Raw genomic sequence first — 20,269 nt, forward strand, 5'->3', positions numbered from 1 at the left:
CGGGGGAGCCGAACCTTAGCGCGTCGGAGGCGGCTCGACAATGGGCAAACCGTGCTTTAGTCCAGCGCTGGCTGCGCGAAAGCCTTGCGCAAGTTGTCGTGGGAGAACTCTTCGGCGTGCTCCTCGACCCATTGCAGGGCCAGCGCCTGACTATCCTGCAGGTCGTCGTGGCTGTCCTGCATGCGCGAATAGCGTTCGATCTGACACACCTGCTCACCCATTCGCGCGCTGAACAGGGTCTGTTCGTCAGTGAAGGCGATGCCCACCAGATAGCCTTTTTTACGGCGCAGACACCAGGCCACGTAGCCCGGGCAACAGAAGTCGGCATTCAGCGTCGGCATGCGTACTTGCAGTGCAGTGCCGTGGCGCCAGGCGCGGTGGTAATTGCAAGCGATGCCGCCGAGGCTGATAGTGTGCAGCTGTTGTCTGGAAATGCATTCAGGCTTGAGTAACGTCAATTCAACCGGCACTTCGTCCGGATGAGGAATGAAACGTCCCATGAGCACAGACTCCCTGTGTCGGCCATCTGACATTGTTTCCCCCAGTATAGTGGTCGAATCCGAGCTGACCGACTTCGACGCCGACCAGCGGCTGCTGGCGATGCGCGGGGTTTCTCTGGTGATCTTCACCAGCGTCGGCTGCGCCAGTTGTCGTTATGCCCGCGAGGTGTTGCCGGGATTGCCGCTGGCTATCGATCGGCTGTGCTGGATTGACGCCGGCGACAATGGCGGGCTGGTCGAGCGTTATCAGGTGTTTCATTTGCCGGCGCTGTTTGTGGTGCGCGACGGCGAGTTCTTTGGCGCAGTGCACACACGTCTGACGGTTGATCAACTCAACCAGGCGGTGGCGCAATCGCTGAGTCGAATTGCAGAGGAGTTGCCATGAGCGAGACAGTCAGCAAACCGGTGGTGGGGATTATCGGCACCGGTGCAATCGGCGGATTCTACGGGGTGATGCTGGCGCGTGCCGGTTTCGACGTGCACTTTTTGTTGCGCAGCGAATTCTCGGCGGTGGCTGAGCGCGGTTTGCAGATCAACAGTGCGGTGCACGGGCCGTTGACGCTGAATCCGGCCAATGCCTATTCCGCTGCCGAAGACATGCCGCCCTGTGACTGGCTGCTGGTCGGCACCAAGACCACCAGCAACGCCGGGCTGGCCCCGGCGATCATTCAGGCCGCCAAGCCTGACGCCAAGGTGCTGTTGCTGCAGAACGGTCTGGATGTCGAAGACAGCCTGCGGCCACTGTTGCCGGATTCGCTGCATCTGCTCGGTGGTCTGTGCCTGATCTGCGTGCACCGCGAGGGGCCGGGGCAGATTACCCATCAGGCCCTTGGCGCGGTGAATGTCGGTTATCACAGCGGCTCGGCCATTGATGAAGTAGCGCGCATGGCGATCGTCGAGGAGGGCGCCGGACTGTTCCGTGCCGCCGGCATCGACTCGCAGGCGATGGCCAACCTGCATCAGGCGCGCTGGCAGAAACTGGTGTGGAATATTCCCTATAACGGACTTTCAGTATTGCTCGGCGCGGGAACGGAAGCGCTGATGGCCGATGCCGACAGCCGCCTGTCGATTCAGGCGTTGATGGCCGAAGTGGTGCTGGGCGCCAAGGCCTGTGGATACGAGATCCCGCCCGGCTATGCCGAGTACCTGTTCACCATGACGGAAAAAATGCCCGATTACTGGCCGAGCATGTACCACGACTTTGCACACAAACGCCCGCTGGAGCTGGAGGCGATTTACGCCCGGCCACTGGCGGCGGCGAAAGCGGCGGGCTGCGAGTTGCCGCGCATCGAGGCGCTGTATCGCCATTTGGGTTTTATCGACCGACGCAATACCTGAGTCGGTTGTTCTGGGGGAAGGCATGGCCAATAACATCGATGACAAACTGGTGCTGGCGATTTCCTCGCGCGCCTTGTTCGACCTGAGCGAAAGCCACAAGGTCTACCTGTCGAGCGGCGTCGAAGCCTATCGGCAATATCAGATCGAGCACGAGGACGAAATCCTCGCGCCGGGCGATGCGTTCCCGCTGGTGGAAAAACTCCTGAGCCTGAACAGCCGCCTCGGCCGCGCGCGGGTCGAGGTGATTCTGGTTTCCCGTAACAGCGCCGACACCGGGCTGCGCGTGTTCAATTCGATTCATCATTACGGTCTTGCTATTTCTCGTGCGGCGTTCGTCGGTGGGCGCAGTCCGTACCCTTATCTGAAAGCGTTTGGCTGCGACCTGTTTCTCTCGACCCACGCCGAAGACGTGCGTGCGGCGCTGGACGCCGGGTTCGCTGCGGCAACGATTCTGTCCGGTGGCGCGAGCCGTGCGGCCAGTGATGAATTACGTATCGCCTTTGACGGTGATGCGGTGATCTTTTCCGACGAGTCCGAGCGCGTCTATCAGTCCGGCGGCCTGGAAGCGTTTCAGGCCAAGGAACGCGAATCGGCACGCGAGCCATTGCGTGGTGGGCCGTTCAAGGGCTTTCTGGCAGCGCTCAATCTGTTGCAGCGCGAGTTTCCCGATGACGATTGCCCGATCCGCACGGCGCTGGTGACTGCGCGTTCGGCGCCGGCCCATGAGCGAGTGATTCGCACACTGCGGGAATGGGATATCCGCCTCGATGAATCGCTGTTTCTCGGTGGCCTGACCAAATCGGCGTTCCTCGAAGCCTTCGCCGCTGACGTGTTCTTCGATGACCAGACCGGTCATTGCGAGCTGGCTCGCGAAGTGGTTGCCACCGGCCACGTGCCCCATGGCATCAGCAACGAACAGCCGATCTAGAGCCTTTTCATTCAGGACGTTGCGTCGCACGTCGTACTCGCCAAGGCACTGCTAAGCTGAATCAATCTCCGCCATCGTTGGCTCGCGAGGAGGTCCCATGATTCGCTCAATGCTGTATGCCACCGACCTCGGTCTGTACGCACCGTTCGTGATGCAGCATGCCCTGGCCTTGGCGCGCACCTTCAATGCCGATCTTTATGTAGTACACGCGGTGGAACCCATGGGCCTGTTTGCCGAGTCAGTGCTGCAAAGCTATCTCGACGAACAGGCATTGAACGAATTCCATAGTCAGGGTCTGAAAACAGTCATTGCCAATATCGAACAACGGGTGCTCGACAGCTTTCGTGAAGAACTGGGGGACGACGGCGAACAGGATCTGCAGCGCATACGCGCGGTGCGCGTGCTGCAGGGTGATCCGTCGCAGGTGATTCTCGACCAGGTGCACAAGCTCTCGGTCGATCTGCTGATCGTCGGCAGTCACAGCCATGGCGTCGGCGCGGAAACGCCGTTGGGGCGCACGGCGGCGCGGGTTCTGCAGTTGGCCAAGGTGCCGGTCTATCTGGTGCCGCTGATGGAGCGCCGGCGGCGGGACGATCGTTGAAGCAGGAATAATGGCGTTTTGATAAAAAAGTTCTAGATTTATTCTTCGAACCATTAATATAGTTATATACCGTCGCTGATGCCCGTGGCGTCTACCTGCTTTGAGGGATTGATATGAAGCTTCAACAACTGCGCTACATCTGGGAAGTGGCGCACCACGACCTCAACGTTTCCGCTACCGCTCAAAGCCTGTACACCTCGCAACCGGGCATCAGTAAGCAGATCCGCCTGCTGGAAGACGAGCTGGGCGTCGAAGTCTTCGCCCGCAGCGGCAAGCACCTGACCCGCGTCACCCCGGCCGGCGAGCGCATCATCACCACCGCCGGCGAGATTCTGCGCAAAGTCGAAAGCATCAAGCAGATTGCCCAGGAATTCTCCAACGAGAAAAAGGGCACCCTGTCGATCGCCACCACCCACACCCAGGCGCGTTATGCGCTGCCGCCGGTGATCAGCAATTTCATCAAGCAATACCCGGACGTGGCCCTGCACATGCATCAGGGCTCGCCGATGCAGATCGCCGAAATGGCCGCTGACGGCACCGTCGATTTCGCTATTGCCACTGAAGCGCTGGAGCTATTCGGTGATCTGGTGATGATGCCGTGCTATCGCTGGAACCGCTGCGTGGTCGTACCCCACGGCCACCCGCTGACCAAGCTGCCGAAGCTGACCCTCGAAGCGCTGGCCGAATATCCGATTGTTACTTACGTGTTCGGTTTCACCGGCCGTTCCAAGCTCGACGAAGCCTTCAGCCATCGTGGCCTGACGCCGAAAGTGGTGTTCACCGCTGCTGACGCCGACGTGATCAAAACCTACGTGCGTCTGGGTCTGGGCGTGGGCATCGTGGCTAAAATGGCCGTCGATACCAAACTCGATAACGACCTGGTGGTGCTGGATGCCAGCGAGCTGTTCGAGTCGAGCATCACCAAGATCGGTTTCCGTCGTGGCACCTTCCTGCGTGGCTTCATGTGCGACTTCATCGAGAAATTCGCTCCGCACCTGACCCGCGAAGTCATGGCCAAGGCCATTCAGTGCCACAACAAGCAAGAGCTGGAAGAACTGTTCGACGGCGTCGAACTGCCCGTTCACTAAGCACCCGCTTCAGAGCACCTCGGTGACAGCAAATTGTTGCCGGGTGCCCGCCACCAGAATCTCCACCTCATCGCCCGCGAACTTGCCCAGCAGACTTTTGCCCAGCGGCGAGCGTGGGGTGATGACGGTGATCGGCTGACCCACCACGTCGACTTTCAGCCCCGCCGCATCCGGCGCCAGAAACAGCCATTGCTCGCGACCCTTTTCGTCCTCCAGACCGAGCAGGGCGCCGACTTCGATGCCGCGATTTTCGTCGTAGGCACGCAATGTCAGGTTCTGGCACAGCGCCAGTGACTGACGAATCTCCTCAACCCGCTTCGCCTGACCCGCCGCCAGATATGACGCTTCCAGCCCCAGCGTGTCGTACTTGTTTTCGGCGATGTTTTCTTCGTGGGTCGCGGTTTCGTAAGCGGTTTGCGCAGCGCGTTCGGCGATGTCGAGGTCGATGCGCAGCTTGTCGAGAATCAATTGGTGGACGCTGTGTTTATTCATGATCAATCGCAGAATTGCAAAACGTTGGCGCGGCTCTTTTCCGTCGGCGCGGTCTGGTCCTGCTGCAGCCAGAACTGGCATTTCGGGTTCGACGCATTGCGCGAATTGGCGCGCGCCTGATCCAGTCGGGCCTGCTGTTCATTCTTGCGCAGGTTTTCTTCGTACTGTTGGAACAGCGGCGTTGGCGGCGGTGCGACGTCCGGCTGTGGCTCGACTGCAACTGGCGGATTGGCCAATTGCTGCACCGCTTGAGCCACCGGGACCAATTGCTCGGCAAAGATGAAGCGCGAAAACAGCCAGCAGGTCAGCGCAATGGCGAGGAAGCCCAGCCACAGGCCCAGCGCAATGCTGCCGGTCAGATGCAGCGCGCTAAGCTGAACAGGCAAGGGACGACGCGGATTCGGACGGTAGGGCATGGCGGCCTCCTGGCGGATGGTTGCGGGCAAGTGGCGATTGTCGCACGAAGATTAATCGCCGTCGGCTCTTCTGCACGAGCGCATTTATGCGGACAATCGAGGTCTTTTGCCAACGGGAGAACGGCATGCCTGAAGCGAAACCCCGCTGGGACATTTTCTGCACCGTGGTCGATAACTTCGGTGACATCGGCGTGACCTGGCGCCTGGCCCGGCAACTGGTGGCCGAACATGCCTTGCCGGTGCGCCTGTGGGTGGATGATCTGCGCGCGTTCGAGCGCCTCTGTCCTGAGATCGATGTCGATGTTGTGCAGCAATGGCAGCAGGGCGTCGAGGTGCGTCAGTGGCCGAGCGAATGGCTGCACGCCGAGGCAGCCGACGTAGTCATCGCCGCCTTCGCCTGTCAGTTGCCCACTGATTACATGGACAGCATGGCTGCGCGGGAAACGCCGCCGCTGTGGCTCAACCTCGATTATCTCAGCGCCGAAGACTGGGTCACCGGCTGCCATGGCTTGCCGTCGGTGAAATACAAAACGGTGCAGAAGTTCTTCTTCTTTCCAGGCTTCAAACCGGGCACCGGTGGCCTGCTGCGCGAATGCGGACTGCTCGAACAGCGTCGGCAGTTTCAGCAGGATCGGCCGGCTCAGCAACATTTCCTGCAAGACCTGGGTATTGATCCCGCGCCCGATGCGCAACTGATCTCGCTGTTTGCTTATGAAAATGCCGGGTTGGCCAGTTGGCTGGATGTGCTGGCGGCCGACGCACAGGCGACTCACCTGCTGGTGCCGGAAGGGCGGATTCTCGGCGATGTGGCGCGCTGGCTGGGCGTGGAAACCCTGACGGTCGGCGCGATTCATGTGCGCGAGTCCCTGACCGTGCAAGTGCTGCCGTTCGTCCGTCAGGATCAATACGACCATCTGCTGTGGTGCTGCGATTTCAACGCGGTGCGCGGTGAAGACTCATTCGTGCGCGCGCAATGGGCGGGGCGGCCGATGCTCTGGCACATCTATCAGCAGGACGATGACATCCATCTGGACAAGCTCGACGCTTTCCTCGCGCTCTACACTCACGGCCTTTCCCCCGCTGCGGCGCAGGCGATGAACGGTCTGTGGCGAGCGTGGAGCGCCGGGCAACCGATCGGCGAGCACTGGCTGGCGGTGCGAAATCATTGGCCGGAACTTCAGAAAAACGCCGAGGCATGGTGTCTGGAACAGGCCTTGCAGGCGGATCTTGCCACGGCGCTGGTACAGTTTTATGTAAATTGGATATGATACGCGGCCTAGATTTTTGTAAATCCCATCCAAATTCGGATATTCGCAATGAAAACTGGTAAAGAACTCAAACCCGGTACCGTGATCCGTATCGACAACGATCCTTGGCTGGTTCAGAAAGCTGAATTCACCAAGTCGGGCCGTAACAGCGCGATCATGAAGACCAAGCTGAAGAACCTGCTGACCGGTTACAAGACCGAAACCGTTTACGGTGCGGACGACAAACTGGACGACGTGATCCTGGATCGTAAAGAAGCCACCCTGTCGTTCATCAGCGGTGACACTTACACGTTCATGGACACCACTGACTACACCATGTACGAGCTGAACGCCGAAGACATCGAAAGCGTTCTGCCTTTCGTTGAAGAAGGCATGACCGACGTTTGCGAAGCCGTGTTCTTCGAAGAGCGTCTGGTTTCCGTAGAACTGCCGACCACCATCGTGCGTCAGGTTGACTACACCGAAGGCTCCGCTCGCGGTGACACTTCCGGCAAGGTGATGAAGCCTGCCAAACTGAAGAACGGTACCGAGCTGTCGGTTGCCGACTTCATCGAAATCGGCGACATGATCGAGATCGATACCCGCGAAGGCGGTTCCTACAAAGGCCGTGCGAAATAAGCACTGCTTTTTGCGGAAAGAAAAAACCCGACCATTGAGTCGGGTTTTTTTGTGCCTGCGCTTTGAGTTTCACACCTGTCCCATGTGGGAGCGAGCCTGCTCGCGAATGCGGTGTGTCATTCAATGAAGCGCTGTCTGACGGGACGCTTTCGCGAGCAGGCTCGCTCCCACAATGGGACTGTGGTTATTTCAAGTGTTGCTTCAGTTCTTCAGACGCCTGCAACATCGCCGACCGCACCGCCGGTACCTGGCTGACCACGTTGAGCAAACCGTAATCGTGAATCATGCCGTTGTAGCGCACCGACGTAACCGGTACTCCGGCTTCATCGAGTTTGCGTGCGTAAGCTTCACCTTCATCACGCAGCACGTCGGCGCTGGCAGTCTGCACCAGTGCAGGTGGCAGACCTTTGAGTTGCGCGGTGGTGGCGCGCAGCGGTGAAGCGTAGATCTCGTTACGCTGTTTGGCGTCGGTGGTGTAGTTGTCCCAGAACCACTTCATCATGTTGCGGGTGAGGAAGTGCCCTTCGGCGTACTGGTTGTACGAACCGGTGTCGAAGTTGGCATCGGTCACCGGCCACAGCAGTACCTGGAATTTGATCGCCGGGGTGCCCTTGTCCTTGGCCATCAGTGCAACCACTGCGGCCATGTTGCCGCCGACGCTGTTGCCGGCCACGGCCAGGCGCTTGCCATCGACGTTGATCTCTTTGCCGTGTTCCGCCACCCATTTGGTCGCAGCGTAGGCCTGGTTGATCGCCACCGGGTAATGCGCTTCCGGCGAAGGGGTGTAATTGACGAACACCGCCGCCGCACCCGAACCGACCACGAGATCGCGCACCAGACGTTCGTGAGTCGGGAAGTCCCCCAGCACCCAGCCGCCGCCGTGGAAGAACATGAACACCGGCAGCTCACCCTTGACCCCGGCCGGCCGGACGATGGTCAGGCTCAGCGGTTGACCATCGACCTGCACCGTTTTCTCGCTGACATCGGCTTTGGGCAGCGTCAACTTGACCCCGGACTGCGCGCCGACCAGCACGGCGCGGGCATCCTTGGGCGACAGCTGCTCGATCGGCTTGCCGCTGCCTGAGTTCAGCGCATCGAGAAATGCCTGGGTGTTGTGTTCGACATCACCGGCGAAAGCGCTGTGTACCGACAGGGCGAGAAGGGTGCCGGTCAAGACTTTGCTGAAAGTGTTCATGTTCAATTTCCTTGTTCGGGCCGGAGACTTGAGTGATTACACGGTTACGTGCAGACGCACATCGACGTTGCCACGGGTGGCGTTGGAGTACGGGCAGACCTGGTGAGCGGCGTCGACCAGCGACTGCGCATCGGCTTGTTCCAGGCCTGGCAGACTGATGTGCAAATCGATGTCCAGACCGAAACCGCCAGGGATCTGGCCGATGCCGACGTGCGCGGTAATCGACGCGTCGTCAGGAATCTTGCGCTTGGTCTGGCTGGCGACGAACTTCAGCGCGCCGATGAAGCAGGCCGAGTAACCGGCAGCGAACAGTTGCTCAGGGTTGGTCGCCGCGCCGCCAGCACCGCCGAGTTCTTTCGGGGTGGCCAGTTTGACGTCCAGTACGTTGTCGCTGGAGATCGCACGACCGTCACGGCCGCCAGTGGAAGTTGCGATTGCGGTGTAGAGAGTTTGCATGGTGTGAGCCTCATTGGTTGTGGTTTTGCGCGCTAAATGTTTGCGCGATAAGTAGGTGTGAAGAGAATGTATAGCGCTAATGTTTAGCGCGCAAGATAAATTTTTAATAAAAATCGCGTTTTGCTCAAGGGCATAGCGTGGAAGGGGCGGGTAAGGCCTGATTTAGAGCGCTTGACGAGGGAATTCAGGCGGGACAAATATTTTTGTTGGCGCTGAAATCACTGTGGGAGCGAGCCTGCTCGCGAAGGCGGTGGAACATTCAACGACTCGCTGTCTGATCGGACGCTTTCGCGAGCAGGCTCGCTCCCACAGGGGGATGTAGCGGGGCTTAATTCAGGCTGTCTTGCAGATGTCCGCGCAGCGCTTGCAGCTCGGCCTGCAATTTCTGCAGACGTTCAAGGGTGAAGCCACTGGCGCCGAGAATGCACTGTGGCACGGTCTGCGCCTTGTCGCGCAAGGCTCGGCCCGCTGCGGTCAGTTCGACAATCACCACCCGCTCATCTTCGCGACTGCGGGTGCGGCTGAGTAGGCCTTCGGCTTCCAGGCGTTTGAGCAATGGCGTCAGCGATCCCGGATCGGTCAGCAGGCGTGCGCTGATTTCTCCGACAGTCAGACCGTCCTTCTCCCACAGCACCATCATCGCCAGATATTGCGGATAGGTCAGGCCCAGCGCCTGCAACAGCGGCTTGTAGACCTTGGTCATCATCAGCGAGGTCGAGTGCAGGGCGAAGCACGCCTGATTGTCGAGCAGAAGGTCGTCGCAGTTGTCGCGTTCGGAAGTCATGTCAAAGCCTTGATCGTTGATCGTTTTTTAATCTAGCGCTCGAATCTTTAAGGCGCCAGATAAATATGTCCGGCCTCAGTGCCGGGCGAATTGCCGTTGCAACGCCAGATCCCACGGCGGCACCGGACTGAAGCGGGTTTTCAGATATTCCAGCAATAACCGACTGCGCGAATGGACCTGCTGTTCCATGCGCAGCGCGTAAATGCCGGTGGACTCCGGCGGAGGCAGGCCATTTTCGCAGAACAGTGGCACCAGTTCGCCACGCAGCAGGTATTCGCTGGCCAGCCAGGTCGGCAAGTGTGCGACGCCCAGACCCGCCGCCGCGCCACACGCCAGAGCTTCGGCATTGTTGGCGCTCAGACGTACGCGCGATGGCCGGTGCAATTGCATTTGCCCGTCCACTTCGAATTTCCAGGCAAACGGCGGCGCAAGGCCTTCCCAGTCGAGCCCGTCGTGTTCACTCAACTGCGCCGGATGCTCGGGCACACCACGCTGCTTGAGATAGTCAGGGCTGGCACAGGCGACGCGGACCATGCTCGCCAATGGCGTGGCGACCAGGCGCGAGTCAGCCAACTGGCCGGTACGCAGCACCAGATCGACCTTGCCCAGGCTGCTGCCGGCCATGTCGCTGAAGCTGTCGATCAGGTGCATCTGCACATCGAGTCCCGGATACAGCAGGAGAAAATCGGCAATTACCGGCGCCAGATGTCGCCGCCCGAAAGCTGCTGGCGCATCGATGCGGATCAGGCCTTCCGGTGCGCTGCTCAACGACACCGCTTCGGCACGTGCCAGTTGCAACTCGGCGATGATCCGTCGCGCCCGTTCGGCGAAGGCCAGACCGGCCGAAGTCGGCAGCACGGCATGGGTGCTGCGTACGAACAGCTGACTGCCGACGGCACTTTCCAGGCTGTCGATGCGCCGCGCCACGGCGGAAGGTGTCAGCGGATGGCGGCGCGAAGCAGCAGAAAAGCTGCCACTCTCCAGCACATCGAGAAACAGGCCGAGCTGATCGGTCAATTGGTTGGGATTCATGGAAACCACGCTTGTGCAAAATCGGCATAGCCATTGTGCGTTGCTATGCGTTTCCCCGCTAGGCGCGAGTGCGTAGCATTGGCCGCCTGTCGTTAGAGGATTACCGTTGTGATGGATTTTCTGTTGTACCTGCTGTTCGGCGCCGCCCTGGGCACATTGGGCGGGATCTTTGGCATTGGCGGTGGCTTGATTGCGATTCCGTTACTTGGCGTGTGGTTTGGGCTTGATCAGCAGATCGCCCAGGGCACGGCACTGGTGATGGTGGTACCGAACGTGATGCTGGCGCTGTGGCGTTATCACCAACGCAATCGCATCGAGTTGCGCCATGCGCTGCCGCTGGCGGTGATGGGTTTCTGCTTTGCCTGGCTCGGCTCGATTTGGGCGGTGGGCATCGACGCGCAGACCATGCGCATCGGCTTTGTTGCCTTTCTGGTGGCGCTGTCGGCCTACAATCTATTGAAAATGTTCGGCCCACGACCAGCGCCGACTGCCGAGATGCGCTATTCGTGGCCGTGGCTGGGCGTGCTCGGCGCCGCCTCGGGGACCATGGGCGGCTTGTTCGGCGTCGGCGGCGCGGTGGTGGCCACACCAGTGTTGACCAGCCTGTTCGGCACTAGCCAAGTGGTTGCTCAGGGCTTGTCGCTGGCGCTGGCCCTGCCGAGCACTGGCGTAACCCTGGTGACCTATGCGGTGCACCACGAAGTCGACTGGATGATCGGCCTGCCTCTGGCGGTCGGGGGTCTGCTCAGCATCAGTTGGGGCGTGAAAGTTGCCCACGCCATGCCGGAAAAAATTCTGCGCGGGCTGTTCTGCGGCTTCCTGGTGCTGTGTGCGGTGATGCTCGCGTTTAAAGTTTGAAGCCCTCGACAATGTGTTCGGCCAGGCACTCGGTGATCGGCGACGGGTTGTTCAAGTTGCGGATCAGCATGATGCTCGCCTCGGGCAACAGCGGCAGATCTTCGGCGGCGCCAAGGATGCGCATGTCCGGGGTGATCAGGCTTTCCAGTTGCGCGGTGATCGCCAGCCCTGCGCTGACCACGGCCATCAGCGCCGACAGGCTGCTGCTGTTGTAGGCGATGCGGTAATCGCGGCCCATCGCGTCCAGCGCATTGCACGCCCACAAGCGGCAGAAACAATCACTGTTGAACATCGCCAGGGGCAGCGGCGTCTGTTCGTGGGCGCTGAAGTTCTGCGCCTCGGCCCAGACAAAGCGCTCCTTGCGCAGCAACTGGCCGATCTCGTTGCCCGGCTCACGGGTGACGATCGACAAGTCCAGATCAGTGCGCTGCAACAGTTGTTTGGTCGATTCGCAATGCACTTCGATCTGGATCAGCGGATAGAACTGCGCAAACCGCGAGAGGATTCCCGGCAGAAAACGCATCACATAATCATCCGGCGTACCGATGCGCACGGTGCCGACCATGTGCGGCTCGCGCAGGGTGTTGAACACCTCACTGTGCAGTTTGAGGATGCGCCGTGCATAACCGAGCAGCACCTGGCCTTCGGCCGTCAAGCGCACCTGGCGCCCATCACGCTCGAACAGCTGGCGCTGCAACACGTCTTCTTCCAAGCGTTTCATCTGCATGCTCACCGCCGACTGGGTGCGGTTGACCATCTCGCCAGCACGGGTGAAACCGCCCTGATCGGCAATCGCGACAAAGGTGCGCAGGACATCGGTATCGATACTGGGGTAGGCGGACAATTGATGAATCTCCGTGATGCATGCCATCAGAAACATTCGTTGGATTGATCTTAGCGCCGGCGCGAGACTTGAGCCATCCACAAAAGGAGGCAAGACGATGAAAGGTCAAAGAGAGTATGCAAGCCAAGAACAGCTGCCCGGCCACGGCCATATCGTGTCCGATCTGCTGCACAAATTCAGCCGCTGGTATGAGCTGCATCGTGAACGGGAAATGCTCGCCGGGCTCAGCGACGAAGCGCTGAAGGACATCGGCATCAGCCGCGCCGATGTGGAGCATGAAACCGTGCGGCCGTTCTGGGACGACCCGATGCATAAATGATGAGGCTATCGCTACACAAACCCCTTTCAGGTGAGGTAGGTTGCGAGCAGACATGGAGGAATAAATGCCCGCGACAGTGTCCTTTTCCCTCAAACAGGCGCGACGTCTGGCGCTGGCTGCCCAAGAGTTCAACGGGCGCCAGCCGCCGAACGTCAATGCCAGTCATCTGAACCGGCTGATCGAACGGCTGGGCCTGCTGCAAATCGATTCCGTCAATGCCGTGGTGCGCTCGCACTACCTGCCGCTGTTTTCCCGTCTCGGTTGCTATCCATCTGACTTGCTCGACCAGGCTGCCTGGAGTTCGGGCCGTCGGCGCACGCTGTTCGAATACTGGGGCCATGAAGCGTCGTTGCTGCCGCTGTCGATGTTTCCGTTGCTGCGCTGGCGCATGCAGCGGGCCAAGCGTGGCGAAGACATCTATCAGCAATTGGCGAGGTTTGGTCGCGAACAACAGGAAACCATCCGCCGCGTGCTGACTGCGGTTGAGGAGCGGGGCGCGCTTGGCGCCGGCAGTCTGTCGACCCGCGAAGACAAGGCCGGGCCATGGTGGGACTGGAGTGCCGAGAAACATGCGCTGGAATGGTTGTTCGTCGCCGGTGAGGTCACAGTGGCGGGGCGACGCGGTTTCGAGCGCTTGTACGATTTGCCCGAGCGGGTGATTCCTGCTGCGATCCTGCAACAGCCCACGCCGGACGAGGCCGAGGCGCAACGCGGTTTGCTCTTGCATGCGGCGCAAGCATTGGGCGTTGGTACGGAAAAAGACCTGCGTGATTACTTTCGCCTGAACCCTGCGGATGCGCGGCGGCGTCTGGCTGAGTTGGTTGAAGCTGGTCAATTGCAGATGTGTGAAGTCGCCGACTGGCGGCAGATCGCCTATTGCCTGCCGGAGCCCAAAGTGCCGCGCAAGGTCATTGCCAGTGCGCTGCTGTCGCCGTTCGATTCGCTGATCTGGGAGCGCAGCCGCACCGAGCGTTTGTTCGATTTCCGCTATCGCCTGGAAATCTACACACCGCAGCCCAAGCGGGTTTACGGCTATTACGTGCTGCCGTTTTTGCACAACGAGCGGATCGCCGCGCGGGTTGATCTGCGCGCCGAACGGGCGGCAGGGCAGTTGGCGGTGCATGCGGTGCATGAGGAAGAATCGGGACTGGACGAGGAGGGCATGCTGGCGCTGGCGCTGAATTTGCGGCGGATGGCGGGTTGGTTGGGGCTTGAGCGGGTGCAGTTGAATTGTCAGCGCGAGAGTGCGGGCCGGTTGCGGGGAGCATTGGCGCAGATGGAGGGGGCCTGAGCTGGCGCCTTCGCGAGCAGGCTCGCTCCCACAGGGAAACGCATTGCAAATGTGGGAGCGAGCCTGCTCGCGAAGGGAGGCGACGCGGTCTAACGGCGGACTTGCTTCAGGGTCTCGGCAATCAAAAAAGCCAATTCCAGCGACTGGTCAGCATTCATCCGTGGATCGCAGTGGGTGTGATAACGGTCGGACAAGCCATCCTCGGTAATCGGTCGGGCGCCGCCGATGCACTCGGTGACATTCTGCCCGGTCATCTCGATATGAATGCCGCCGGCATAACTGCCTTCCGCTTCGTGCACCTGGAAAAACTGCTTCACCTCGCCAAGGATCTGCGCGAAGTCACGGGTCTTGTAGCCGCTGCTGGCCTTGATGGTGTTGCCGTGCATCGGGTCGGAGCTCCACAGCACCTGCTTGCCTTCGCGCTGGACCGCGCGGATCAGTGCCGGTAGATGATCGCCGACCTTGTTCGCACCCATCCGCGCGATCAGGTTCAAACGCCCCGGATCGTTGTCCGGGTTGAGCACGTCGATCAGGCGGATAAGATCATCGGGGTCCATGCTCGGGCCGACCTTGACGCCGATCGGGTTGTTCACCCCGCGCAGGAATTCAACGTGCGCGCCGTCGAGCTGACGCGTGCGGTCGCCGATCCACAGCATGTGCGCCGAGCAATCGTAGTAATCGTTGGTCAGGCTGTCGCGGCGCACGAAGGCTTCTTCGTAGTTCAGCAGCAAGGCTTCGTGGGCGGTGAAGAAACTGGTTTCGCGCAGTTGCGGCGAGCTGTCCATGCCGCAGGCGCGCATGAATGCCAAAGTTTCATCGATGCGGTCGGCGAGATGGCTGTACTTCTCGGCCAGCGCCGAGTTGGCGATGAAATCCAGGTTCCACTTGTGCACTTGGTGCAGGTCGGCAAAACCGCCCTGAGCGAAAGCGCGTAACAGATTCAGAGTCGCTGTGGACTGATGATAGGACTGCAGCAAACGCTCTGGATCCGGCACGCGGCTCTTTTCGTCGAAGCCGATGCCGTTGACGATGTCGCCGCGATAGGCCGGCAGGGTCACGCCGCCGATGGTTTCGTCGTTGGCCGAACGCGGCTTGGCGAACTGACCCGCCATGCGCCCGACCTTGACCACTGGGCAACCGGCAGCGAAGGTCATGACGATCGCCATCTGCAGCAACACTTTAAAGGTGTCGCGAATCTTCGCTGCGGAGAATTCAGCGAAGCTTTCCGCGCAATCGCCGCCCTGCAACAGAAACGCGCGACCCTGGGTAACTTCGGCGAACTGGCGGCGCAGCTCGCGCGCTTCGCCGGCGAACACCAGCGGCGGATAGCTGGCCAGGGTTTGCTCGACCTGGCGCAGGTGCGCGGCGTCGGGGTATTGCGGTTGTTGCTGGATCGGCAGGGCGCGCCAGCTGTCAGGGCTCCACGGTTGGCTCATCACGGTCTCGAAGTTCGTACGCAGGGAAGCGCCATGTTAGCAGCAATTAGTGCGTGACCTGCTCCCGCCCCATCGCCGACAATCGCCGCTTTGCCACGGCGCCACAGCGGTGCCATCGCGTCACCGCGCCCGGTGACCATCAGGAGACGAAATGACTGAGGAGCGCGTCGAGCATCTGCTCGCCGAAGTACAGGATGAGTTCGGCGTGATTCGCGTGCTGGAAGTGGCCGATTACCGCTTTCTCGAGTTCGGCGATGCGATCGAGCAGAGCTGCGTGTTCACAGCCGACCCGAGCTGGCTGGAGTACGACTACACCCGCGCGATGCTGATCGGTGCGCTGTGCCACGAGCAGCCGGAGAGCGCGCTGTTTCTCGGTTTGGGTGCGGGCACACTGACCCAGGCTTGCCTGAAGTTTCTGCCGCTCGAAGACGTCGAGGCCATCGAACTGCGCCCGGACGTGCCGCGCCTGGCCATCGAATATCTTGGCCTGGATGATGATCCGCGTTTGTACATCCGCGTCGGCGATGCGCTGGAATTGCTGCCGACTGCCGAGCCGGCGGATCTGATTTTCGTCGACCTCTATACCGATGTCGGTCCCGGTGTCGGGCATCTGGCCTGGAGTTTTCTCGGCGATTGTCAGAAGCGCCTGAATCCGGGCGGCTGGCTGGTGATCAACCAGTGGGCCACCGACGATGGCAAACCACTGGGCGCGGCATTGTTGCGCGGCCTCTATCACCGGCATTACTGGGAGTTGCCGGTGAAGGAGGGCAACGTGATTCTGATCGTTCCGGCGGATCTCGATCAGGCGCTGGACATGCAGGCGCTGACCCAACGAGCCGAAGCGCTGGCGCCGCAGTTGGGGTACTCGTTGCAGTCGTTGATCAACGCGATTCGCCCGGCGACCTGAGCCGGCAGTACCGCCCCCTTCGCGAGCAGGCTCGCTCCCACATTTGAAATGCGTTCGACCTGTGGGAGCGAGCCTGCTCGCGAAAAGGCCCTGACAGGCAGCAGATTCTTCACACCCCTTTGAAAATCCCTGGCCGCCGCTCCACCAGCGATCTCACCCCCTCCCGGGCATCTTCAGTGGCGAGCAACTTCTTCACCAGCGCCGGTAACGCCTGCGCCGCCGCTGTCTCCCCCTCATAACGCGCCTGTCGCGCTGACATCAAGGTCGCCTGCACGCCCAGCGGCGCCTGCCGGGCAATCCGTTCGGCCAGCTCGATCGCGCGGGGCAGCAAGTCTTCACTGGCCATCACTTCCTGGACCAAGCCCAGATGCAACGCATCGTGTGCATCAAACTCGTCGCCGGTGAGCAACCAGCGCATCGCATTGCCCCAGCCGGCAATCTGCTGGAAACGCAAAGTCGCCCCGCCAAACGGAAAGATCCCACGCTGCACTTCCATCTGCGCGAAGCGGGTATTGCTCGCGCACAGATTGATGTCCGCCGCCAGCATCAGCTCGATGCCGATAGTCAGGCAGTAACCCTGCGCGGCGACGATTACCGGCTTGCTCACCCGTGGCCCGACGAAAACGCCCCAGGGATCGCATCCGCCTGTCGGAACCTGCCAGCCTTCGGCCAGCGCCGCGCTGGCATTGACCAGATCAAGCCCGGCGGTGAAGTGCTCGCCGTGGCCGAACACCACGGCGACCCGCGCTTCGCGGTCGGCTTCGAACTCGCCGTAGGCCAGGCTCAGGTCGTTGAGCAGGTCGATATCGAAAGCGTTGCGCTTGGCCGCCCGATCGAGGCCGATCAAGTGCACATGACCACGACGTTCTCGGCTGACGCGGCCGGCGCAGGGCTGATTCATGGCTAAATCCTCAAGCGGGAAGGGCGGATGCGCGGCGCTTTGCCGCAGGTCGGTGAACCGTTTAAGCGTCATCGCCCGCAGGGCCGGGCCTTTGCAAAATAGACCGTTGCGCGATTATCCGCAAAACCCCGTTACACGGCGGTGACACACGGATAGGGGCCACAAAAAAAGCTCCCTTTTCGGGCGAAATCCGGTATAGTGCGCGCCGGCCTTTAACCGGGCCGCGTTTAGGTAGCGCATTTCCCGAAGTCAGCTTCGGCTGCACGTCCGCATTGCGGGCTCTTCCTTGACGATTCATCTTCATTCATTCGTTTTCGCAAATCCCCGCCGACAAAGCTGCCAGGGCGACTCTTGAGTCTCAACACGGCATGCGCAGCTTTGGAGCATGGGTCTTTGCGGATGCACTTAGAGGCAGACCCATGACCCAGGAAACCGGCGGATTCGCCGCTTTTAATCTCAACCCGAATATTCTTGCAGCCGTCGCAGCGACTGGCTACGAAGAGCCTTCGGCGATTCAGCAGCAATCGATCCCGATCATCATGGCCGGCCAGGACATGATTGGCCAGGCGCAAACCGGTACCGGTAAAACCGCCGCGTTCGCACTGCCTATTCTGCACCGCATCGATCCTGCCAAGCGCGAACCGCAAGCCCTGATCCTGGCGCCAACCCGAGAGTTGGCGCTGCAAGTAGCAACCGCTTTTGAAACCTACGCCAAGCAAATGCCAGGCGTCACCGTCGTGGCTGTCTACGGCGGCGCGCCGATGGGCCCGCAACTCAAGGCAATCCGTAATGGCGCACAGATTGTTGTCGCTACTCCGGGGCGTCTGTGCGATCACTTGCGTCGCGACGAGAAAGTCCTGTCGACCGTGAACCATCTGGTTCTCGACGAAGCTGACGAAATGTTGAAGCTGGGCTTTATGGATGACCTGGAAGTCATCTTCAAGGCTCTGCCATCGACCCGCCAGACCGTGCTGTTCTCGGCGACCCTGCCGCAGTCGATCCGCGCCATTGCCGAACGCCACCTGCGCGATCCGCAACACGTCAAGATCCAGACCAAGACCCAGACCGTTACCGCGATCGAACAGGCTCACCTGTTGGTTCACGCTGACCAGAAAACCTCGGCCGTGCTCAGTCTGCTGGAAGTCGAAGACTTCGACGCCCTGATCATGTTCGTGCGCACCAAGCAAGCCACTCTGGACCTGGCCAGCGCCCTCGACGCCAAAGGCTACAAAGCCGCCGCGTTGAACGGTGACATCGCCCAGAACCAGCGTGAGCGCGTCATCGACTCGCTGAAAGATGGCCGTCTGGACATCGTTGTCGCCACCGACGTTGCTGCCCGTGGTCTGGACGTTCCGCGCATCACTCACGTGTTCAACGTTGACATGCCGTACGACCCGGAATCCTACGTGCACCGTATCGGCCGTACCGGCCGTGCCGGTCGCGAAGGTCGTGCACTGCTGCTGGTGACTCCACGTGAGCGCCGCATGCTGCAAGTGATCGAGCGCGTAACCGGTCAGAAAGTTGCCGAAGTGCGTCTGCCGGACGCTCAAGCCGTTCTCGATGCTCGCATCAAGAAACTGACCAACAGCCTTTCGCCGCTGGTTGCTGATGCCGAATCGACTCACGGTGAGCTGCTCGACCGCCTGACCGCCGACATCGGTTGCACCCCGCGTGCACTGGCCGCTGCGCTGCTGCGCAAGGCTACCAACGGTCAAGCGCTGAACCTGGCCGCGATCGAGAAGGAACGTCCACTGGTGCCGAACAACGCACCGCGTGGCGACCGTCCTGAGCGTTCCGGTGATCGTCCTGATCGTGGTGACCGCGAGCGTCGCGCGCCAATGCCTTTGGGCGAAGGCCGTGCTCGTTGCCGTACCGCGCTGGGTGCGCGTGACGGTATCGCTGCGAAAAACCTGCTGGGCGCCATCCTCAACGAAGGCGGTCTGGCCCGTGAAGCGATCGGTCGCATCCAGGTGCGTGACAGCTTCAGCCTCGTCGAGCTGCCGGAAGAAGGTCTGGAAAAACTCCTGACCAAACTGAAGGACACTCGCGTGGCCGGTAAGCAGCTCAAGCTGCGTCGCTACCGCGAAGATTGATCCGCCCTTGGGCTGATTGATCGAACATAAAAAAATCCCCGACTGGTTCGGGGATTTTTTTTGCCTGCTCATCGGGCGACACAACACCTTGTGGGAGCTGGCTTGCCAGCGATGACGTCAGCCGAAGCGATAAATATCCATACCCAGCGCCCCCATCGTGAAACCCTGATGCGCCACGCTGAAAACCCCGCCAGCACCGCGAGCAAAGTACAGCGGCAACAAATGTTCATCACTCGGGTGACTGCGCACGGCATTCGGCGCCTCCTGGCGATAATCATGCAGCGCCGTTTCATCGTCGGCCGCCAGCTTGTCGATCATCCAGTCACGGAAATCCCGCGCCCACGGTTCAACGCTTTCCGGGCCGGCATGCCAATCCAGCTCCCGGAGGTTGTGGGTGATGCTGCCGGAGCCGATCAACAGAATGCCGTGTTCGCGCAGGCTCGCCAGTGTACGGCCAACTCGCGTCTGCAATGCCGGTCCGCCGCGACTCGGCAACGAGACTTGCACCACCGGAATATCGGCCTGCGGATACATCAAAGACAGCGGCACCCAAACACCATGATCGAACGGTCGTTGCGGATCGAGCCGCGCCGGCAGGTCATTGGCGTGCAGCAGTTGAGCCACCTCGGCGGCCAGCTGCGGATTGCCCGGGGCCGGGTACTGAACTTCAAACAGCGCACGGGGGAAACCGCCGAAGTCGTGCCAGGTTTCCGGGTGCGGGTGGCTGCTGACCAGCAGTTCCTGGCTTTCCCAGTGCGCCGAGACGATGACAATGGCGTTGGGGCGCGGCAGTTGAGCGGCCAGTCGCGCCAGTGCCGGGCCGCTGGCACCGGGCTCCAGCGCCAGCATCGGTGAACCGTGGGAGATAAACAGGCTGGGCAACATGGACGGGCTCCTGAGCGCT

At 60.8% G+C, this 20,269-nt stretch carries 23 protein-coding genes; 12 read left to right on the forward strand and 11 right to left on the reverse strand.

Features of this window, described 5'->3' with window-relative positions; all coding sequences use genetic code 11:
• Nucleotides 1–56: 56 nt before the first annotated feature.
• Entirely contained in the window at nt 57–500 is a 444-nt protein-coding gene (locus tag AB4N48_RS05960; protein WP_056788469.1) for a PilZ domain-containing protein, read from the reverse strand.
• Here AB4N48_RS05960 and AB4N48_RS05965 point away from each other — a divergent pair.
• From AB4N48_RS05965 to cysB, 5 genes are all read left to right on the forward strand, one after another.
• Entirely contained in the window at nt 499–885 is a 387-nt protein-coding gene (locus AB4N48_RS05965; protein ID WP_041478405.1) for a thioredoxin family protein, read from the forward strand. The two genes, AB4N48_RS05960 and AB4N48_RS05965, sit on opposite strands and share 2 nt — an antisense overlap.
• Nucleotides 882–1,838, forward strand: coding sequence for a putative 2-dehydropantoate 2-reductase (locus tag AB4N48_RS05970; protein ID WP_460094948.1), 957 nt, complete (start codon nt 882–884; stop codon nt 1,836–1,838). The genes AB4N48_RS05965 and AB4N48_RS05970 overlap by 4 nt, the downstream gene beginning before the upstream one ends.
• Nucleotides 1,839–1,860: 22 nt before the next feature.
• A complete protein-coding gene (locus AB4N48_RS05975; RefSeq protein ID WP_122611508.1) occupies nt 1,861–2,766 on the forward strand; it encodes a 5'-nucleotidase in 906 nt (301 codons plus the stop codon).
• A 97-nt stretch (nt 2,767–2,863) separates the two neighbouring features.
• Complete coding sequence (locus tag AB4N48_RS05980; RefSeq protein WP_041478409.1) at nt 2,864–3,367, forward strand: universal stress protein; 504 nt, start codon at nt 2,864–2,866, stop codon at nt 3,365–3,367.
• A 113-nt stretch (nt 3,368–3,480) separates the two neighbouring features.
• On the forward strand, nt 3,481–4,455 hold the full coding sequence (gene cysB, locus AB4N48_RS05985) for an HTH-type transcriptional regulator CysB (protein ID WP_016770873.1): 975 nt from the start codon (nt 3,481–3,483) through the stop codon (nt 4,453–4,455).
• A gap of 9 nt (nt 4,456–4,464) precedes the next feature.
• Here cysB and AB4N48_RS05990 read toward each other — a convergent pair whose 3' ends face one another.
• On the reverse strand, nt 4,465–4,947 hold the full coding sequence (locus AB4N48_RS05990; protein ID WP_024013776.1) for a GreA/GreB family elongation factor: 483 nt from the start codon (nt 4,945–4,947) through the stop codon (nt 4,465–4,467).
• Nucleotides 4,948–4,949: 2 nt separating this feature from the next.
• On the reverse strand, nt 4,950–5,363 hold the full coding sequence (locus AB4N48_RS05995) for a hypothetical protein (protein ID WP_252884639.1): 414 nt from the start codon (nt 5,361–5,363) through the stop codon (nt 4,950–4,952).
• A gap of 125 nt (nt 5,364–5,488) precedes the next feature.
• On the opposite strand from AB4N48_RS05995, the gene earP reads away from it, so the two are divergent.
• The gene (gene earP / locus AB4N48_RS06000; RefSeq protein ID WP_460094949.1) at nt 5,489–6,631 is read left to right on the forward strand and encodes an elongation factor P maturation arginine rhamnosyltransferase EarP; all 1,143 of its coding nucleotides are present in this window, start codon (nt 5,489–5,491) and stop codon (nt 6,629–6,631) included.
• 48 nt (nt 6,632–6,679) lie between these two features.
• Nucleotides 6,680–7,249, forward strand: coding sequence for an elongation factor P (locus AB4N48_RS06005; protein WP_003226785.1), 570 nt, complete (start codon nt 6,680–6,682; stop codon nt 7,247–7,249).
• A 184-nt stretch (nt 7,250–7,433) separates the two neighbouring features.
• On the opposite strand, the gene AB4N48_RS06010 is transcribed toward AB4N48_RS06005, so the two are convergent.
• From AB4N48_RS06010 to AB4N48_RS06025, 4 genes are all read right to left on the reverse strand, one after another.
• Complete coding sequence (locus AB4N48_RS06010) at nt 7,434–8,444, reverse strand: alpha/beta hydrolase (protein ID WP_056788483.1); 1,011 nt, start codon at nt 8,442–8,444, stop codon at nt 7,434–7,436.
• Nucleotides 8,445–8,480: 36 nt separating this feature from the next.
• Nucleotides 8,481–8,900: an organic hydroperoxide resistance protein gene (locus AB4N48_RS06015; RefSeq protein WP_007940002.1), complete on the reverse strand. Its 420-nt coding sequence runs from the start codon at nt 8,898–8,900 to the stop codon at nt 8,481–8,483.
• Nucleotides 8,901–9,228: 328 nt separating this feature from the next.
• The gene (locus AB4N48_RS06020) at nt 9,229–9,684 is read right to left on the reverse strand and encodes a MarR family winged helix-turn-helix transcriptional regulator (RefSeq protein WP_042607887.1); all 456 of its coding nucleotides are present in this window, start codon (nt 9,682–9,684) and stop codon (nt 9,229–9,231) included.
• A 75-nt stretch (nt 9,685–9,759) separates the two neighbouring features.
• The gene (locus AB4N48_RS06025; RefSeq protein WP_016770867.1) at nt 9,760–10,716 is read right to left on the reverse strand and encodes a LysR family transcriptional regulator; all 957 of its coding nucleotides are present in this window, start codon (nt 10,714–10,716) and stop codon (nt 9,760–9,762) included.
• Between the two features lie 111 nt (nt 10,717–10,827).
• Between AB4N48_RS06025 and AB4N48_RS06030 the strand changes: the two genes are divergently transcribed.
• A complete protein-coding gene (locus AB4N48_RS06030; RefSeq protein ID WP_221264894.1) occupies nt 10,828–11,574 on the forward strand; it encodes a sulfite exporter TauE/SafE family protein in 747 nt (248 codons plus the stop codon).
• Here AB4N48_RS06030 and AB4N48_RS06035 read toward each other — a convergent pair.
• Nucleotides 11,564–12,418 (reverse strand): LysR substrate-binding domain-containing protein, encoded by an 855-nt coding sequence (locus AB4N48_RS06035; protein ID WP_174823892.1) that lies wholly within the window; start codon nt 12,416–12,418, stop codon nt 11,564–11,566. The two genes, AB4N48_RS06030 and AB4N48_RS06035, sit on opposite strands and share 11 nt — an antisense overlap.
• Before the next feature lie 97 nt (nt 12,419–12,515).
• Between AB4N48_RS06035 and AB4N48_RS06040 the strand changes: the two genes are divergently transcribed.
• Nucleotides 12,516–12,737 carry a DUF1127 domain-containing protein gene (locus AB4N48_RS06040; protein WP_315435978.1) on the forward strand — a complete coding sequence of 74 codons (222 nt, stop codon included), beginning with the start codon at nt 12,516–12,518 and terminating at the stop codon, nt 12,735–12,737.
• A gap of 64 nt (nt 12,738–12,801) precedes the next feature.
• Nucleotides 12,802–14,028 carry a winged helix-turn-helix domain-containing protein gene (locus AB4N48_RS06045; RefSeq protein ID WP_460094950.1) on the forward strand — a complete coding sequence of 409 codons (1,227 nt, stop codon included), beginning with the start codon at nt 12,802–12,804 and terminating at the stop codon, nt 14,026–14,028.
• Between the two features lie 89 nt (nt 14,029–14,117).
• Here AB4N48_RS06045 and AB4N48_RS06050 read toward each other — a convergent pair whose 3' ends face one another.
• Complete coding sequence (locus tag AB4N48_RS06050) at nt 14,118–15,464, reverse strand: class II 3-deoxy-7-phosphoheptulonate synthase (protein WP_095182202.1); 1,347 nt, start codon at nt 15,462–15,464, stop codon at nt 14,118–14,120.
• A 151-nt stretch (nt 15,465–15,615) separates the two neighbouring features.
• Here AB4N48_RS06050 and AB4N48_RS06055 point away from each other — a divergent pair, with 151 nt between their 5' ends.
• Nucleotides 15,616–16,371: a spermidine synthase gene (locus AB4N48_RS06055; RefSeq protein ID WP_024013768.1), complete on the forward strand. Its 756-nt coding sequence runs from the start codon at nt 15,616–15,618 to the stop codon at nt 16,369–16,371.
• A gap of 109 nt (nt 16,372–16,480) precedes the next feature.
• On the opposite strand, the gene AB4N48_RS06060 is transcribed toward AB4N48_RS06055, so the two are convergent.
• Nucleotides 16,481–17,272, reverse strand: a complete 792-nt coding sequence (locus AB4N48_RS06060) for a crotonase/enoyl-CoA hydratase family protein (RefSeq protein ID WP_056788494.1) — start codon at nt 17,270–17,272, stop codon at nt 16,481–16,483.
• A 419-nt stretch (nt 17,273–17,691) separates the two neighbouring features.
• Here AB4N48_RS06060 and AB4N48_RS06065 point away from each other — a divergent pair, with 419 nt between their 5' ends.
• A complete protein-coding gene (locus AB4N48_RS06065; RefSeq protein ID WP_016770859.1) occupies nt 17,692–19,365 on the forward strand; it encodes a DEAD/DEAH box helicase in 1,674 nt (557 codons plus the stop codon).
• A gap of 117 nt (nt 19,366–19,482) precedes the next feature.
• Here AB4N48_RS06065 and AB4N48_RS06070 read toward each other — a convergent pair whose 3' ends face one another.
• Nucleotides 19,483–20,250, reverse strand: a complete 768-nt coding sequence (locus AB4N48_RS06070; protein ID WP_056788497.1) for a DODA-type extradiol aromatic ring-opening family dioxygenase — start codon at nt 20,248–20,250, stop codon at nt 19,483–19,485.
• Between the last annotated feature and the right edge of the window lie 19 nt (nt 20,251–20,269).

Source organism: Pseudomonas sp. S2_C11 (genome assembly GCF_054668395.1).